General features: G+C 19.5%; 20 protein-coding genes. 7 read left to right on the top strand and 13 right to left on the bottom strand.

Going from position 1 to position 18,464, the window contains the following annotated elements; all coding sequences use genetic code 11:
- Positions 1-69: 69 nt before the first annotated feature.
- Complete coding sequence (gene prmC / locus GJU03_RS00495; protein ID WP_168918750.1) at positions 70-915, bottom strand: peptide chain release factor N(5)-glutamine methyltransferase; 846 nt, start codon at positions 913-915, stop codon at positions 70-72.
- A gap of 10 nt (positions 916-925) precedes the next feature.
- The gene (prfA, locus tag GJU03_RS00490; RefSeq protein ID WP_168918749.1) at positions 926-1,999 is read right to left on the bottom strand and encodes a peptide chain release factor 1; all 1,074 of its coding nucleotides are present in this window, start codon (positions 1,997-1,999) and stop codon (positions 926-928) included.
- Between the two features lie 203 nt (positions 2,000-2,202).
- Here prfA and GJU03_RS00485 point away from each other — a divergent pair, with 203 nt between their 5' ends.
- The 7 genes from GJU03_RS00485 (at position 2,203) to gap (ending at position 10,123) form a co-directional block, all read left to right on the top strand.
- The gene (locus tag GJU03_RS00485) at positions 2,203-3,150 is read left to right on the top strand and encodes a ribose-phosphate pyrophosphokinase (RefSeq protein WP_168918748.1); all 948 of its coding nucleotides are present in this window, start codon (positions 2,203-2,205) and stop codon (positions 3,148-3,150) included.
- A gap of 26 nt (positions 3,151-3,176) precedes the next feature.
- Entirely contained in the window at positions 3,177-3,767 is a 591-nt protein-coding gene (pth, locus tag GJU03_RS00480) for an aminoacyl-tRNA hydrolase (RefSeq protein ID WP_168918747.1), read from the top strand.
- Between the two features lie 7 nt (positions 3,768-3,774).
- Entirely contained in the window at positions 3,775-4,800 is a 1,026-nt protein-coding gene (ychF, locus tag GJU03_RS00475; RefSeq protein ID WP_168918746.1) for a redox-regulated ATPase YchF, read from the top strand.
- An 85-nt stretch (positions 4,801-4,885) separates the two neighbouring features.
- The gene (gene cls, locus GJU03_RS00470; protein ID WP_168918745.1) at positions 4,886-6,352 is read left to right on the top strand and encodes a cardiolipin synthase; all 1,467 of its coding nucleotides are present in this window, start codon (positions 4,886-4,888) and stop codon (positions 6,350-6,352) included.
- A gap of 52 nt (positions 6,353-6,404) precedes the next feature.
- Positions 6,405-7,214 (top strand): exodeoxyribonuclease III, encoded by an 810-nt coding sequence (gene xthA / locus GJU03_RS00465; protein ID WP_168918744.1) that lies wholly within the window; start codon positions 6,405-6,407, stop codon positions 7,212-7,214.
- A gap of 31 nt (positions 7,215-7,245) precedes the next feature.
- Entirely contained in the window at positions 7,246-9,060 is a 1,815-nt protein-coding gene (gene sppA / locus GJU03_RS00460) for a signal peptide peptidase SppA (protein ID WP_168918743.1), read from the top strand.
- Between the two features lie 64 nt (positions 9,061-9,124).
- On the top strand, positions 9,125-10,123 hold the full coding sequence (gap, locus tag GJU03_RS00455) for a type I glyceraldehyde-3-phosphate dehydrogenase (RefSeq protein ID WP_168918742.1): 999 nt from the start codon (positions 9,125-9,127) through the stop codon (positions 10,121-10,123).
- Between the two features lie 97 nt (positions 10,124-10,220).
- Here gap and GJU03_RS00450 read toward each other — a convergent pair whose 3' ends face one another.
- The 11 genes from GJU03_RS00450 to GJU03_RS00400 all read right to left on the bottom strand — a co-directional run bounded on the left by GJU03_RS00450 (position 10,221) and on the right by GJU03_RS00400 (position 18,426).
- Complete coding sequence (locus GJU03_RS00450) at positions 10,221-10,571, bottom strand: histidine triad nucleotide-binding protein (RefSeq protein WP_168918741.1); 351 nt, start codon at positions 10,569-10,571, stop codon at positions 10,221-10,223.
- Complete coding sequence (gene ptsG, locus GJU03_RS00445) at positions 10,564-12,021, bottom strand: PTS glucose transporter subunit IIBC (RefSeq protein ID WP_168918740.1); 1,458 nt, start codon at positions 12,019-12,021, stop codon at positions 10,564-10,566. The genes GJU03_RS00450 and ptsG overlap by 8 nt, the downstream gene beginning before the upstream one ends.
- Before the next feature lie 48 nt (positions 12,022-12,069).
- Positions 12,070-13,080, bottom strand: coding sequence for a DNA polymerase III subunit delta' C-terminal domain-containing protein (locus GJU03_RS00440; protein WP_168918739.1), 1,011 nt, complete (start codon positions 13,078-13,080; stop codon positions 12,070-12,072).
- Position 13,081: 1 nt separating this feature from the next.
- A complete protein-coding gene (gene tmk, locus GJU03_RS00435) occupies positions 13,082-13,702 on the bottom strand; it encodes a dTMP kinase (RefSeq protein ID WP_168918738.1) in 621 nt (206 codons plus the stop codon).
- Positions 13,703-13,796: 94 nt separating this feature from the next.
- Positions 13,797-15,041, bottom strand: a complete 1,245-nt coding sequence (gene fabF, locus GJU03_RS00430) for a beta-ketoacyl-ACP synthase II (RefSeq protein WP_168918737.1) — start codon at positions 15,039-15,041, stop codon at positions 13,797-13,799.
- A gap of 100 nt (positions 15,042-15,141) precedes the next feature.
- A complete protein-coding gene (gene acpP / locus GJU03_RS00425) occupies positions 15,142-15,381 on the bottom strand; it encodes an acyl carrier protein (RefSeq protein ID WP_168918736.1) in 240 nt (79 codons plus the stop codon).
- A 68-nt stretch (positions 15,382-15,449) separates the two neighbouring features.
- Positions 15,450-16,199, bottom strand: a complete 750-nt coding sequence (gene fabG, locus GJU03_RS00420) for a 3-oxoacyl-ACP reductase FabG (RefSeq protein WP_168918735.1) — start codon at positions 16,197-16,199, stop codon at positions 15,450-15,452.
- A 1-nt stretch (position 16,200) separates the two neighbouring features.
- Positions 16,201-16,527 (bottom strand): hypothetical protein, encoded by a 327-nt coding sequence (locus tag GJU03_RS00415; RefSeq protein WP_168918734.1) that lies wholly within the window; start codon positions 16,525-16,527, stop codon positions 16,201-16,203.
- A 191-nt stretch (positions 16,528-16,718) separates the two neighbouring features.
- On the bottom strand, positions 16,719-17,165 hold the full coding sequence (locus GJU03_RS00410) for an ACP S-malonyltransferase (RefSeq protein WP_168918733.1): 447 nt from the start codon (positions 17,163-17,165) through the stop codon (positions 16,719-16,721).
- 27 nt (positions 17,166-17,192) lie between these two features.
- Complete coding sequence (gene rpmF / locus GJU03_RS00405; RefSeq protein WP_168918732.1) at positions 17,193-17,375, bottom strand: 50S ribosomal protein L32; 183 nt, start codon at positions 17,373-17,375, stop codon at positions 17,193-17,195.
- A 97-nt stretch (positions 17,376-17,472) separates the two neighbouring features.
- Positions 17,473-18,426, bottom strand: a complete 954-nt coding sequence (locus GJU03_RS00400; RefSeq protein ID WP_168918731.1) for an RluA family pseudouridine synthase — start codon at positions 18,424-18,426, stop codon at positions 17,473-17,475.
- Positions 18,427-18,464 lie beyond the last annotated feature (38 nt).

Raw genomic sequence — 18,464 nt, 5'->3', positions numbered from 1 at the left:
ATTATTAATAATAACAAAATATTTCTTTTAAATATATTAAAAATATTATTATTAAAATAATTCAAATTATTAATTTTTTTTAAATTTTTGTCCACAAATAACTCTATGATGTTTTTGTATATCATAAAATTGTGATATATTTTTGAAGTTATTAATTTTAAATATTTTTTTTAAAATATACCCTTGTTTGTATCCATGTTCTAATATTAACCATCCATTATTATTTAAATAATATATAGATTTACGAATAATATAAATTAAATCTGATAATCCATTATTTAATGATATTAATGATTTAATAGGTTCAAATTTTAATTCTTTTTTTAGTTGATAATATTCATAATTACTTATATAAGGTGGATTACTAATTATAATATCAAATTTATTATTTCTTAAATTATTAAACCAATTACTTACGAAAAAATTGATATTATGAATATATAATGCTTTAGCATTGTATTTTGCTAAATTAATAATTCGTTTAGAAATATCTATAGCTGTAATTTTAAGGAATTTATATTTAGAAGCAATTGCTAATGCTATGGCACCACTTCCAGTTCCTAAATCTAAAATTTTTTTTACATTATTATTAATTTTTTTAAAAACAACATTTATTAAAACTTCTGTATCTTTTCTAGGTATTAGAACAAAAGGCGAAACATAAATTTTTAATGACCAAAATTCACAAAAACCTAATAAATAGGCAATAGGTTCTCCTTGAATTCTTCTTTTTAAAAAATTTTGTAATATTTTAAATTGTTTAAAATTTATTTTAGTTTCATTAAACCCATAAATCCATGATTTAGGTTTCTTTAAGACAAAAGATAATAGTATAACTGATTCTAATTGATGTGTTAATATTTTATTTTGTTTTAATAAATTAGAAGCATATTTTAACCATTTATTAATAGTCATTTTTTTAAAATTATAATTTATCAGTGTTATATTTATTAACAATAGGTTTTATTAAAATATCTAAATTACCGTTCATAATTTCATTTAATTTGTATAATGTCAAATTAATACGATGATCTGTTACTCTTTTTTGAATAAAATTATATGTTCTATTTCTGTCCGAACGATCTCCACTACCTAATAATATTTTTTTTTTGTTTGCATTATCTTTATTTTTTTTTGCTATTTCTAATGTATATATTCTTGTAGCTAGTACAGCTAAAGCTTTAGCTTTATTTTTATGTTGAGATCTTTCATCTTGACATTCTACGACAATTCCTGTTGGAATATGAGTAATTCTTATAGCTGAATCAGTTGTATTAACATGTTGTCCTCCAGCACCAGAAGATCTAAAAGTATCAATTTTTAAATCTTGATTATTTATTTTTGGAATTTCTGTTTTTAATAATTCAGGCATAACAGCAATAACACAAGTAGAAGTATGTATTCTTCCTTGTGATTCTGTTTCAGGGATTCTTTGGACTCTATGTCCTCCTGATTCAAATTTTAATGTACCATAAACTCTAGTCCCCATAATTTTTAAAATAATTTCTTTGAAACCATTACTATTTTCATTATAGTGAATGTGTATTATTTCTACTTTCCATTTTTTTGATTCTGCATATCTAATATACATTCTTGAAATATTTTTTACAAATATTGCTGCTTCATTACCTCCAGACCCAGCTTTTATTTCTAAAAAACAATTACGATTATCTTCTTCTTTTTTTTGTGGAGAAAGTAATTTATATAATATTTTTTCTATTTTTTTTTGTTTAATTTTAATATCTTTTATATCTTCTAATACCATTTGATATATTTCTTTATCTTTTTCTTTTAATAAAATTTTATTATTTAATAAATTTAATTCTAATTTTTTCCATTTTATAAATGGTCTAATTATATTAGATAATTTTGAATATTCAGTTGATAATTTACGTAAATATACGTGATTACTATATGTTTTATGTTCACTTAATTTTTTTGATAGATAATTATATCTCTTATGTAAGATATTAAGTTTTTTTATTATATAAGAATTCATAATTATTATTTTGATATTTTAATTTTATAAACAAAAATTTTTTATTAAAAATTACATTAATAATAATATATACTATATTAGTATATACATGAAGTAATGTATATTTTATATATTTTTATTATAATATAGCACGTTATTATTAATAGTTTTTTGTCACGTCAAAAATTTAAAAAAATTATAAATATAATTTATAAGGATTTTATATGGTTAATATGAAATTATTTGCTGGAAATGCTATTCCTGAATTAGCAAAAAATATTGCTAATCATTTATATATTAATTTAGGTAAAATATTTGTAGGTAAGTTTAGTGATGGAGAAATTTCTGTTAAAATAAATGAAAATGTAAGAGGAAGCGATATTTTTATCATACAATCAACTTGTGATCCTACAAATGATAATTTGATTGAATTAATTATAATGATTGATGCTTTTAAAAGAGCATCTGCTGGGAGAATAACTGCTGTTATTCCTTATTTTGGTTATGCTAGACAAGATCGAAGAATTCGTTCAGCTAGAGTACCTATTACAGCAAAAGTAATAGCTGATTTTTTATCTAAAGTAGGAATTAATAGAATATTAACAGTTGATTTACATGCAGAGCAAATTCAAGGATTTTTTAATGTTCCTGTAGATAATGTTTTTTCAAGTTCTATTTTTTTAAGAGATATATCAAAAAATATGTATAATAATCCTATAATAGTATCTCCTGATATTGGAGGTGTAATTCGTGCAAGATCAATAGCAAAAAAATTATTTAATGGAACAGATATGGCTATTATCGATAAAAGAAGAAATAGTTTAAATACTACTGAAATTATGAATATTATTGGTGATGTAAATAAACGAGATTGTATTTTAGTAGATGATATTGTAGATACTGCAGGAACATTATGTCAAGCAGCAAAAGCTTTAAAAGAAAATGGAGCAGCAAAAGTATTTGCTTATGCTACTCATGCTATTTTTTCTGGTAATGCTATTCAAAATATTCATAATTCTGTAATAGATGAAATTATTGTATGTGATAGTGTACCATTAGCAAAAAAAATTAAAAAATTTAAAAATATTAGAGTATTAACTCTATCTTATATGCTTGCAGAAACAATAAGAAGAATTAGTAATGAAGAATCTATTTCTATTATGTTTAAATAAATTAAAATAAAAAATAAGGTGAATATTTGAATAATATAAAAATGATAGTAGGATTAGGTAATAATTTAAATAGTAAATTTATTAAAACTCGTCATAATATAGGTTCTAATTATATTATTAATTTATCTAATAAATTTAATGTAAAATTTAAAAAAATAAAAAAAATAAATGAAAACATTGGTTATTTAAATATTTTAAATAAAAAAATAATTTTATTAATACCAAATTCTTTTATGAATAATTCAGGAAAATCAATATTTATTGTTTCCAATTTTTATAAAATTTTATTAAAAAATATTTTAGTTGTTCATGATGAATTAGATTATTTACCTGGGATTATAAAATTTAAATATGGAGGAGGTAGTGGAGGTCATAATGGCATTAATAGTATTATTAAAATATTTAATGATAAATTATTTTATAGATTACGTATAGGTATAGGACATCCTGGAAATAAAAATCAAGTAAATAATTTTGTATTAAATTCTCCTACATTAACTGAACAAGTAAATATTAATTTTACTATAAAAAATAGTATTAAAGCTTTATTAATTTTTATTAAGACAAATAATTATAATAAAGCAATTAATTATTTACATTCTAAAATAACAGGATAATAGAATAGTGGAATTAAAATGTGGTATAATAGGTCTTCCTAATGTGGGAAAATCAACATTATTTAATGTATTAACTAATTCTAATGTAGATGCATTAAATTATCCTTTTTGTACAATTAAACCAAATACTAGTATAGTAACTGTTCCTGATGATAGATTATGTTATTTATCTAAAATAATAAAATCTAAAAAAATTATATACTCAGTGGTGACTTTTGTTGATATTGCTGGTTTAATAAAAGGAGCTTCTAAAGGAGAAGGATTAGGTAACCAATTTTTACATAATATATCAGAAGTTGACGCTATAATTCATGTAGTACGTTGTTTTTCAAATAAAAATATATTAAGTTTGTCATTTAATCCTATAAAAGATGTAAATATCATAAATAATGAAATTATTAATTTTGATATAAATCTATTATATAAATTAAAAAATAATAAATTATTTTTTAAAAAATGGGAATATTTATTAAATAAATGTCTAAATTTTTTAAAAACTGGAAAATTATTAAATTTATTAAAATTAGATAAAAAAGAAATAAATTTTTTAAAAAAATTAAAATTATTAACAATTAAACCAATAATTATTATTGCTAATACAGATGAAAAAAAGATTAATAATAATTTTTTTTTAAATGAAATAAATATTCTTAATAAAAGTTATTTAACTTTAAAAATTTGTATTAAAAATCTTAATAAAAAACAAAAAATATTACCAATAAATAAAAATAATGATTTAAAAAATATAATAATTTGTAGTTTTAAATTATTAAATTTACATACTTTTTATACAGTAGGAATCAAAGAGATTAAATCATGGAGTATTTTAAAAGGCACAACAGCATTCATTGCTGCTAAAAAAATTCATAGTGATATCCAAAAAGGATTTATTAGAGCACAAATAATTCATTATAAAGATTTTATTTTTTATAAAAGTCCAATAAAAGCAAAATTATTTGGTAAAATGAGAATAGAAGGTAAACAATATATAATACAGGATGGTGATATTGTTAATTTTCTTTTTAAGATTTAAAAAATATTTATTTTTTTTTAAAATCAAATATTACAAGATTTATGTTTTAATTTTTTAAAAATTATATTTAAATAGTTTATTTAAAATGATTAATTTTTTAAGTTTAATTTTATTAAATAGTAAAATAATATTATTAATTTTTATTATAATTAGAATTTTTATTAAATATAAAGATATAAAATCTTATATATTATGGTATCTTATTTTATATATTTTCCCAAAAATAGGTATTATTTTTTATTTTTTTTTTGGAGAAATTTACTCAAAAACACAATATACTTCTTGTAAAGCTAAAAAAATATGGTTTCGTTATAGTAAATTATTAAAAAAATTACAAATATATTATAAATTAAATATTAAGAATATTTATATAAACAAAAGAACAAAAACATTATTTCAATTATGTGAAAATAAACAAAATTTATTTAGTATGACTAATAATTCTATTAAATTATTAAGTTCATCATTTAAATTATTTACATCACTAATTACTGATATACAGTCAGCAAAATATAGTATACATATTGTTTTTTATATATGGCTTCCTGGAGGTTTAGTAAATAAGATTACAGAATCTATTATAATAGCAGCTAAAAGAGGTGTTAAATGTTATATAATGTTAGATTATATTGGAAGTAAAAAATTTTTTTATAGTTCTTGGTATTATCATATGTTAAAAACTGGTATTTTTATAATTAAATCATTAAATATTACAATTTTTAATCTTTTTTCTTCTAGAATTGATTTAAGACAACATAAAAAAATAATATTAATTGATAATAAAATAGTTTATGTTGGTAGTATGAATATGATAGATTTAACAAATTTTAAAAAAAATACTAAAATAAATAAATGGTTTGATTTAATGATTCGTATAACTGGACCTATTGTTAATACAATTAGTATTATTTATTCATATGATTGGGAAATAGAAACAGGACAAAATATATTATCTATTAATCAATTAAAAAAAAATTTTTTAAAATATCAAAATAAAAGTAATATTAATAGAATACAAGTAGTATTTTCAGGATTAAAATTATCTAAAAAAATAATACATAATTCTTTAATTACAGCTATATTTTTAGCTAAAAAAAGTTTAATTATTACAACACCTTATTTTATACCTAGCAAAAATTTATTATCTGCTATTTATATAGCTTCTGAGCGTGGAGTAAATGTACAAATTATTATTCCAAAATATAATGATTCAATTTTTATTTATTGGGCTAGTAAATTTTTTTTTTATAAATTATTAAAATTAGGTGTGAAAATTTATCAATTAAAAAAAGGATTTTTACATACAAAAAGTATTATTATAGATAAAAAGATTAGTTTTATAGGAACCGTAAATTTAGATATAAGAAGTATATATTTAAATTTTGAAATCAATTTAATTATAGATGATATTAATTTTAATAAATCACTTTTATTTATACAAAATAAATATATTTCAAAATCGCAAAAATTAGAATATAATTTATGGATAAAAAGACCATATTGGAAAAAAATAATAGAAAAATTATTTTTTTTATTTAAATTTATTTTATAAAAATAAAAAAAATAATATTTATTTAATAATTTTATATTAAAATTTAAATTTTATGAAAATTTTTTCATTTAACATTAATGGAATAAGAGCACATATACATCAATTAAAAATGATTATAGAAATATATAATCCTGACGTAATTGGATTACAGGAAATAAAAGTAAATAATAAAAATTTCCCTAAAGAAGAAATATCTAAATTAGGATATCATACTTATATATGTGGACAAATAAAAAATTATGGAGTAGCTTTATTAAGTAAAAAAAAACCTTTAAATATTCAAAAAAATTTTTTAAAAGATTTTTTTAATAATCAAAAAAGATTAATAATGATTGATTTAGATAGTTCTATTGGTAATATAAAAATTTTAAATTGTTATTTTCCACAAGGAGATAATGAAAAAAATAATATAAAATTTAAATATAAAATTAATTTTTTAAAAAATTTATATTCTTATTTTAAAAAAAATCTAAATCCCAAAGACCATATTATACTTATGGGAGATATTAATATAAGTATTTCAGATTTAGATATTGGGATAGGAGAAAAAAATCGTAAAAAATGGTTAAAACAAGGAAAATGTTCTTTCTTACCAATAGAAAGATTTTATATAAACCAATTACTTTATTGGGGTCTATTTGATATTTGGAGATTAATGAATCCTTTAATAAATAATAAATTTTCTTGGTTTGATTATAGATTAAAAAAATTTTTTATTAATGAAGGATTAAGAATTGATAATATTTTAATTACCAATTCATTAATAAAATATTATTCTGATTCAGGAATAGAATATTCTATTCGTAATTTAATTAAACCTTCAGATCATGCTCCTATTTGGGTAAAGTTTAAAAATATTTAATAAATTTTTATTTTAAAAAACTAGGTGAAAAATGATTAAGTTATTGAATATAATAAAATTTGTTTTTTGTTATTTATGGTCATTAATTAATTTTACTAGAACATTAATAATTAATATTATTTTTATTTTATTAATATCTTTATTTTGTTATTATATATATAATATTAATCACAAAAAAAATATAAATAATAAAATTTTAAAAAAAAATCATCAAGTTTTAGAAATTAATTTTGATGAAAATTTTGATAATGATTCTTTCTATAAAAATAATTTAATATTTAAATTATTTAATAAATTTACAAATAAAAAAAATAATAATTTAATAATTAATATTGTTAATGCTATAAATTTTGCAAAAAAAGATAAAAATATTGATGGTATTATATTAAAACTTCATAATTTAAATATTTATGATCTTCCTAATTTAAGATATATAGGTAAATATTTAAATGATTTTAAAAATAGTGGTAAAAAAATATATGCAATTTCAGATATGTATGATCAAAATCAATATTATCTAGCTAGTTTTGCTAATAAAATTTTTTTATTACCATATGGTTATGTAAAATTATATGGAATAAATTTTAAAAAATTTTTTTTTAAAAAATTTTTAAAAAATTTAAAAGTTAAAACTCATATATTTAAAGTTGGTAAATATAAATCAGCAGTTGAAATCTTTGCTAGAAAAGAAATGTCTAATGATGATAAAATAGTTATGAGTCAACTAATAAATAATTTATGGGATGATTATTTAACAACCATATCTATTAATAGACAACTAACTAAAGAAGAAATTTTTCCTACAGATGAAAATTTCTTAATTTCTCTTAAAAAATCTCATGGAAATTTAACTTTATTTGCACTTCAAAATAAATTGGTAGATAAAATTTCTGATAATCATGATTTTGAAAAAGAAATGATTCAAAATTTTGGTCTAGATAAAATTCAAAATACATATAAAAAAATTAATATTAATGATTATATTAAATTATATATAGATGATGGAATGCAAAAGAATAATGGTAATATTGCGGTTATTCCAATAGATGGAATTATGATATATGGTAAAAATGGAAGTGATATTATTATTAATCAAATAAATAAAGTTTATCGAGATCCAAATATTAAAGGATTAATATTAAAAATTAATAGTCCAGGAGGAGATATTTTAGCTGCTAAAGCAATTTATAATGAATTAATTTTATTAAAAAAAATTCATAAACCAATAGTAGTTGTTATGGAAAATATGGCAGCATCAGGAGCATATTGGATTTCTACAGCAGCTGATTTTATTATTGCAGACCCAGTAACCTTAACTGGTTCTATTGGTATTTTTAGTGTTGTACATAATATTAGTGATATTTTGGATTTAATTGGTATAAAAAAAGATGGTGTTAATATATCAGATCGATTTAATCTTTCTATGAATGAGAAATTATCTTCTATAGAAGAAGAGATAATGAATTTAAATATTAAAACCGGTTATAATGAATTTATTTCTTTAGTTTCTAAAGAAAGAAATTTACCTATCGAAAAAGTTGAAAAAATAGCTAATGGTATGGTTTTTTTAGGTAAAGATGCTCAAAAATATGGATTAATTGATGATTTAGGTGATTTTGATAATGCAATAATGAAAATTGTACAATTAACAAAAATTAAAAAAATAAAATTACAATGGATAAACATAGATACTTTCTCTCCATTAAATTTTTTTTTAAAATCAAATAATTTTATTATGTCTAATTTAATTCAAAATTATATAAATTTTATTTTTAATAAAAATTTTTCATTAAATAATGAAAAATTTTTAAATTTTAAAAAAACATATTCTTTATGTGTTATATAATTTTATAAATAAATAAAAATTTTATTTTTTCATAATTTTATATTTATAATTAGGAGATAATTAGATGTCTATTAGAGTTGCTATCAATGGATTTGGAAGAATAGGACGTATTTTTTTTCGTGCTGCTCAAAAAAATAATAAAATTAAAATCATAGCTATTAATGATTTATTAGAAATAAATTATATGGCATACATGATAAAGTATGATTCATCACATGGTCTTTTTAATGGAAAAATTAAAGTTTATAAAAATAATTTAATTATAAATAAAAATATTATTCATGTATTTTCTGAAATAGATCCGAGTAAATTAAAATGGAATGATTTAAATATTGATGTTGTAATTGAATCTACTGGTATTTTCTTAACAAAAGAATTAGCAAAAAAACATATTATTGCAGGAGCTAAAAAAGTTATTATTACAGCTCCTCCTAAAGATAATTCAATTCCTATGTTTGTAAAAGGAGTAAATTTTCACAATTATAATGGAGAAAATATTGTTTCTAATGCATCATGTACTACTAATTGTTTAGCTCCATTAGCTAAAATTATAAATGATAATTTTATTATTGAAAATGGTTTAATGACAACTATTCATGCAGTAACTTCTACCCAAAAAACAGTAGATAGTCCTTCTATGAAGGACTGGAGAGGAGGAAGGGGTGCATATCAAAATATTATACCTTCAAGTACTGGAGCTGCAAAAGCAGTAGGCATTGTTTTACCAGAATTAAATAATAAATTAACAGGAATATCATTAAGAGTACCTGTTTCTAATGTTTCTGTTGTTGATTTTACTGTTAAAATTTTGAAAAAAACAACAATATCAAATATTTATCAAGTTATTAAATTTGCATCTCAAAATTATATGAAAGGAATTATTGGTTATACAAAAGATGATGTAGTATCTAGTGATTTTAATGGATCAACACTAATATCTATTTTTGATAAGAAAGCAAGTATAGCTATTAATAATAATTTTTTTAAATTAATTGCTTGGTATGATAATGAAACAGGATATTCTTCTAAATTATTAGATTTAATCTTACATATTTCGAAATAAAGATAAAGTATAAATATTTGCTATGTATTATTTTAATATATACATAGCAATATTAAAACTTGTTTTAAAAAATTTTAAATTATAAAAGATATAATTTTTAAAAAAAAATATTATTACCTTTTCTTCCACCTAATAAATGCATGTGTAAATAAAATATTGTTTGACACCCATCATTATTACAATTAATAACAATTCTATATCCAGATTTATCAATATTTTTTTTTTTTGCTATTTTAGACGCAACTAACAACATTCTTCCTAAGACTAATTCATGTTTGTAATTAACATTATTGAGTGTTTTTATAAAAAAATTTGGTATAATTAAAACATGTATTGGACTTTGCGGTTTAATATCATTAAATGCTGTTATTAAATCATCTTGATAAATAAAATCAGTAACGATTTCTTTAGATAAGATTTGTTGAAATATATTTTTTTTATTATTCATAATTATTTTTTTTTATAAAATTATTCATTTCTGTTTTTAGATTATCCGATTTAGTACCAAATATTGCTTGAACCCCATTCCCAGAAATAATAATAGCAGAAGCTCCTAATAATTTTAGTTTTTTTATATTAACTTTTTTTGTATTAATAACAGTTATACGTAAACGTGTAATACATGCATCTAAATTAGTAATATTATTTTTCCCTCCAAAAGCTTCAACTAATTTTTTTCCATAATTTAATGATATATAATTCTTTTTATATATATTATTTTGTATTTTCTCTCTTCCTGGAGTTTGTAAATTTAATTTAATAATTATTATTTTAAATATATTAAAATATATAATGGTATAAATGATACCTATAATCGGAAATAACCATATTTTAGAACCATTTCCACTTAAAATAATAAAATCAATTAATCCATGAGAAAAACTTGTTCCATTTCTCATCCCTAATAAAATACAAATAGGAAAAGATAATCCTGATAAAATAATATGTATTATATATAATAATGGAGCTACATACATAAAAGAAAATTCTATTGGCTCAGTAATCCCTGTAAAAAAAGATGTTAATGCTGCAGAAAACATTAAACTACCAATTTTTTTTTTATTTTCTTTTTTTGCAGTTTTCCATATAGCAATAGCTGCTCCTGGTAATCCATACATTTTAAATAAAAAACCTCCTGCTAATTTCCCTGCAGATGGGTCCCCAGCAATATATCTTGCAATATCACCATGATATATTTGTTTAGTAAAAATATTTGTAAATGAACCAATTTCCATTTGAAATGGTACATTCCAAATATGATGTAAACCAAAAGGTAATAAAATTCTTTCTATTATTCCATAAATACTAAATGCAAATACAGGATTTTGATAAGCCGCCCAATATGAAAAAGATTGTATTATTTTTCCAATTGGGATCCATATAAAGGATAATAATATACCAATAAAAATTGATGTAAATCCTGAAATAATAGGAATAAAACGACTACCAGAAAAAAAACCAAGATAATCAACTAACTTAATATTATGAAAACGATTAAACATATATGCAGCAATAGAACCAGCAATAATGCCACCTAATACTCCTGTATCTGCAAGATGTTTTTGAATAACTATCTCTTGTGTTAAATTATTTTGTAATAAAATAGGAATCATAACTTCAATAGTTTTTGTTAAAATACCATAAGATACAACAGCTGCTAATGCAGATACACCATTATTTTGAGTAAATCCTAAAGAAATTCCAATAGAAAAAATTAATGGCATATTCGCAAAAACAGAACTACCTGTTTTTTCCATAATATTAGAAACTACATGAGGTACCCACCAAAAATTAGCTGAACCTATACCTAATAATATTCCTGCGATAGGTAACACAGATACTGGTAACATTAAAGATTTACCTATTTTTTGCATATTAGCGAATATGTTATTAAACATCATTAATATCCTAATTTTAAGAAAAAATTTAATAAATATTATTTATACTTATTTATCATACTTATATATCTTTTCTATAGATAATAATAAATTAATTAATACTAATTCATGATTAATATTATTAATTTTTAATAAAATATTATTATAAAATAATATTTTTTTTGTTATTAATAAAATTTTATCTATTAAAATTAAATTAGATATTTTATCTATAAAATATATTTGATCTAAATTATATAAAAATTTTTTATCTATATTTAAATGAATTTTAATTACATCCAGTAAAATTAGATAAATCCAATTCAAATATAATAAAATATTTTTATTATTTAAAATAGATAATAATTTCATTATATCCTCCTCTAGAGCGGAAACAAAAATAGTATATAGAATATTTCTATTTTTCCATATTATATTATTTAATAATTGATATGCATTAATTGGTGAATTATTACACAAACGCAATGCAGTTTGGATGGATTTTTTTTGAAAAATTTTATTATTTTGTAGTTTTTTTTTTAACCATAATATACCTATTTTTTCGTTAGGAGGATATATATCCCAAAATTGACATCTACTATATATTGTTGGTAATAATTCATTTTTATTAGTACATTGTATAAAAAACCAAATATTATCTGAAGGTTCTTCTAAAATTTTTAAAAGAGCATTACTAGATGAAATATTTAATTGTTTAGCATAGGGAATCCATATAATCTTACCAACATCTTTATAAGATGATAAAGAAATAATCTCAGCAAGATCTCTAATTAATTCTATATGAATATTATTAGTTTTTTTATTATTTTGAATAATATGTAAATCAGGATGAATATTTTTGTCTATTAAAATACAATTTTGACATTTAGAACAACTATATATTTTTTTTTTATTAATACAAAAAATCCATTTAGTTAAAGCATAAATTAAACTATTTATACTTAGTTCATTTAAAGAACAAAAAACATAAGCTTTATAATTTTTTTTATTTAAAAATTGAAAAATTATTTTTTTATAAAAAAAATTTAACCATGGTAATAATATAGGATATTTTTTCATTTTATACGAAGATTAATTTGTTAATAATTTTTTTTACCGATAACTTTACATCTTTTAAATTCTTATTAGCATTAACTATTTTTATAGTTTTATTTTTTTTTGCTATTTTTAAATAATACATTCTTACTCTAGAAAAGAAACTTATAGATTCTTTTTCAATTCTATCATAATTTCTTAAATTTATTCTTTGTAAAGAAATTATGGGATTTACATCTAAATAAATAGTTATGTCTGGCTTTATGTTATTTTTGATAAAATTTTGTAAAAATAATATATTTTTTTTATTTATATTTCTTCCACCTATTTGATAGGCATAAGTAGATAAATCATATCTATCTGATATAATCCAATTTATATTAACATTTTTTCTTATGATATTGTCTAATAATTGTAATCTAGCTGCATATATTAATAATAATTCTGTTTTATAAGAAATTTTTTCTTCTTGAGAAAATTTAATAATATTTCTTAATTTTTCTGCAATTGGGGTTCCTCCAGGTTCATGTGTTTTAATAATATTTTTAATATTAAAATTATTTAATAATTTAACAATATAATTACAAATAGTAGATTTTCCTGCACCATCTATTCCTTCTACTACAATAAATTTTTTATTATTCATTTTTTTTTAAAAAAATATTCATTATTAATATGATATATTTATCATCTATTTATTTTAAATAAAACTTTTAAAATTAAAAATTTATATTTTAATATTATATTTTTTTAAAAATTAATGAAGCATTAGAACCTCCAAAACCAAAAGAATTACATAATACGTATTTCATATTATGAACATCTCGTGAAATTTTAGGAACAAAATCTAGATCTAAATTTTTATCAGGATTATCTAAATTAATTGTAGGAGGAATTATTTGATTTTTTAAAGATAAAATAGAATAAATTGATTCAATTGCTCCAGCAGCACCTAATAAATGTCCAGTAATTGATTTAGTAGAACTTACAAATAATTTATAATAATTATTTTTAAAAATTTTTTTAATAGCATTTACTTCTGCTATATCTCCTATTTTTGTTGATGTACCATGTGCATTTATATATTTAATATTTTCAGGATTAAGATTAGCATCTTTTAATGCATTAAACATTGCTAATTGTGCACCTTTACCATTTATAGGTGGTGAAGTTATATGATATGCATCATTACTCATACCAAAACCTATTAATTCTGCAAAAATATTTGCATTTCTTTTTTTAGCATGAGTATATTCCTCCAATATTAGAATACCTGCTCCATCTCCAAGAACAAATCCATCTCTATCTTTATCCCAAGGTCTACTTGCTTTTTGTGGTTCATGATTTCTTTTTGATAAAGCATTCATTGAACAAAAACCACTTAAACTTAAAGGAGTTACAGCTTTTTCTGATGCTCCAGTTATCATAATATCAGCATCATTATAGGATATAATTTTAAAAGCTATACCAATATTATTGATTCCAGAACTACAAGATGTACTAATAGCTAAACTAGGTCCTGTTAATTTATAATTAATTGCAATATTTCCTGGTAACATATTCATAAGGGTTGATGTCATTAAAAATGGAGTTATTTTTTTAGGACCTTTTTTATATAAAATTTTAGTATTTTTTTCTATTAAATTAAGACCTCCTAATCCAGAACCTATTGCAATTCCAAATCTAGAATTATTATATTTATTAAATATTAAACCAGCATTATTAATAGCTTCTTGACAAGCAATTAACCCATATTGTATAAATAAATCAATATGTTCCTTTTTTCCATTAGAAAAATTATTTTTATAGTTAAAATTTTTTATTAATCCAGCAATTTTAGTTTTATATTGAGTAGTATTAAAAGTATTAATTAAATTAATACCACTATTACCATTAATAAGATTATGCCAATTAGATTCTATTGTATTTCCTATTGGAGTAATCATTCCAATACCAGTAATTACTACACGTCTACGTTTAAACATTATATTTTTTCTTCTATATAAATTACATATTTAAAAATTTATTATTATAGAAATAAAATAAAATATATTATTTTCTTAATTTCAGAATTATAATTAAATTTTATTTTTTATAATTATTAATATAATTAATAGCCTCTTGAATAGTAGTAATTTTTTCAGCATCTTCATCTAAAATTTCAATATTAAATTCTTCTTCTAATGCCATCATAATTTCAATAGTATCAAGAGAATCTGCTCCTAAATCTTTTTTAAAAGAAGAAGAATTAATAATATGTTTTTTTTTTATTCCTAACTGATCAATAATAATTTTTTTAACACGTTTAGTAATAGAATTATTCATATTTTTTTATATTTTCCTATAAAATTATCTTAGAATAATTTATTTAAAATAATAAAATAATAATAAAATTATCCCATATATAAACCACCATTAATATTAAGTATTTCTCCTGTTATATAAGATGCTTTATCAGAAGCAAGAAAAATTACAGCATCAGCTATTTCTTGAGGATAACCAAAACGTTTAGACGGAATTTGTTTAATGATATTATCATAATCTTTTTTTTTTAAATGTGATGTCATATCAGTTTTAATATATCCAGGAGATATTACATTTACAGTAATACCTTTTGAAGCTACTTCTTTAGCTAAAGATCTACTAAATCCAATAATTCCTGATTTTGATGCTGCGTAATTAGCTTGTCCTACATTACCAGTTGTTCCAATAATTGATCCAATATTAATTATACGACCAAATGATCTTTTTATCATATAATAAATAACTTCTCTACAAATTCTAAAAATAGAAGTTAAATTAATCTGTAAAACATTATCCCATTGATAATCTTTCATATTTAATACAAGTTTATCATATATAATTCCTGCATTATTCACAAGTATATCTAAAGTTTGAAAATTTTTAATTATATATCTAATTAAATTATTAATAATATAAGGTGATTTATTTGTTAGATCAAGAAATAAACCAATACCATTTTTACCTAAAAAATTATTAATTTTTTTTATTCCATGAATATGAGTTGATGTGCCTATTACATAGGCACCACATTTTATTAATGTGGTAGCTATATTATAGCCTATTCCTCTATTTGCTCCTGTTACTAAAGCTATTTTATTTTTTAAATTAAAATTTAACATATTATTTATTATAAATTTTATATTTTTCTGATGTTAACAGAAATGTTTGTGTATTATAGATTGAATCTATATTAATATTTTTAGAAATTTTTTTTGATATTTTTTTAAGTATACTTCTAGGGGTAAATTCTATTATATTAGATATATTTTTTTTTTCTATAAATTTTATACACCCCATCCAATTAACAGTAGAATATAATTGTTTTATTAGATTTTTTTTAATTATTTTAGCTGATTTTTCATATTTACAATTTAAATTATTTATAAATTTAATTTGTGGTTTATGAATAATAATTTTATCTAAAAATTTTTTAAATTCATATATCATAGGTTTCATTAATAAACAATGAGAAGGTATATTTATATTAATAGGTATTATATATGCACCTAAAGATTTAAATATTTTAATAGCTTTTATTATAGCTAACTTATTTCCGCTAATTGTAATATTATAAGATGAATTATAATTAGATATTGAAATAATATTATTATTTGTAGATATTTTTTTACAAATTTTTGTTATTTTTTTTTTTTTAAACCAATAATAGTTTGCATATAATATCCATTTTCATAAAAATCTTTTAAATTGCATGATATTTTATACATTAATCTACCCCGATATTCTACAATTTTAATTGCATCTTTGAAACTAATAATATTACTACATACCATAGCAGTATATTCTCCTAAACTATATCCAGTAACTATATTAGGTAATATATTATTTTTTTGTATCCATAATCTATATATAGCTATAGATGTAGTTAAAATAGCTGGTTGTGTATAATATGTTATATTTAATTTTTTTAGTGGATCATTTTGAATAATATTCCATAAATCATATTTAAGAATTTCTGAAGCAAAATTAAAAGTATCTCTTATAATTTTATATTTATAATATAATGAAGATATCATTCCAATAAACTGAGTTCCCTGTCCAGGGAAAATAGCAGCAAATTTTTTCATATTTTATATTTTTTAAAAAATTAATAATTATTTATTTTTTTTATTTATAATTTGTTTACCCCTATAAAAACCATCATCAGTTATATGATGAAATAAATATTTTTTACCTGTTTTTTTATTAATTAATAAAAATTTATTATGAAATATTTTATCATGAGAACGTCTCATCCCTCTTTTAGATCTTGATTTTTTATGTTTTTGTACAGCCATATTATTTATATACCTTTTTTTATTTTGTTAAGTTTAATTTAATTTTTTATTATTAAATTTATATTATAAATATGTTTATTTATATATTCAATATTATTTAATATTGTTTTAAGTTTAATAAACAGTTACTTAATTCATAACTTAATGGAGCATAAATTTTAATTTTTTTGTTATTAATGGGATGTATTAATTGTATACTTTTTGCATGTAAAAATAATCTATTTACACAAAAATTTTGTCTAAATTTTAGATTTAAATTATTATTACCATATCTTTGATCATTAATTATAGGATAATTTAAATGAGACAAATGAACTCTAATTTGGTGGGTTCTTCCAGTTAGAGGATTAATTTTTATTAACATAAAATTTTTATAATTTTTTATTATTTTAAATTTAGTTTCTGAATATTTACCTTTATTATTATGTATCTTTACCTTAACTTTTTTATTTAAAAAATTTTTTATTAAAAAATTTTTAATATAAATATTTTTTTTTTCAAAACAATTTCCTTTAACTAGAGCTATATATTCTTTAAATACTTTTTTTTCTGATAATTGTTGTTGGAGTATTTTTAATACTGTTCTTTTTTTAGCCATTAATAAAACACCAGAAGTTTCTTTATCAATTCTGTGTACAAGTTCTAAAAATTTTATTTTTTTTAATAAAAATCTAAAATTTTCAATAATACCATAATTGATACCACTACCTCCGTGTACTGCTATTCCAGATGGTTTATTTATAGCTAAAATATATTTATCTTCATAAATAATCATTTTTTTAAAAAATTTTATTTTACTTAATGTTATATTATATTTAACAGGTTTAATTTTATTTATATAAATAAAAGGAATTTTGATCTTATCTTGAGATTTAATTTTAAAATTTGGAGATATTTTTTTTTTATTAACTTTTATTTTTCCTGTTCTTAACATTTTATATATTCTACTTTTAGGAACATTTTTAAATTTATTTATTAAAAAATTATCAATTCTTTGAGTTTCAATAGTAGATGGAATGATTATTATTTTATTATTTATTATTTTATACATAAAATTGTAAAATTTTTTAAAATATATTAATTATTATT

The organism is Enterobacteriaceae endosymbiont of Donacia bicoloricornis (assembly GCF_012567955.1).
Lineage (GTDB): Bacteria > Pseudomonadota > Gammaproteobacteria > Enterobacterales > Enterobacteriaceae.
This window is presented reverse-complemented; position numbering and strand designations above follow the sequence as displayed.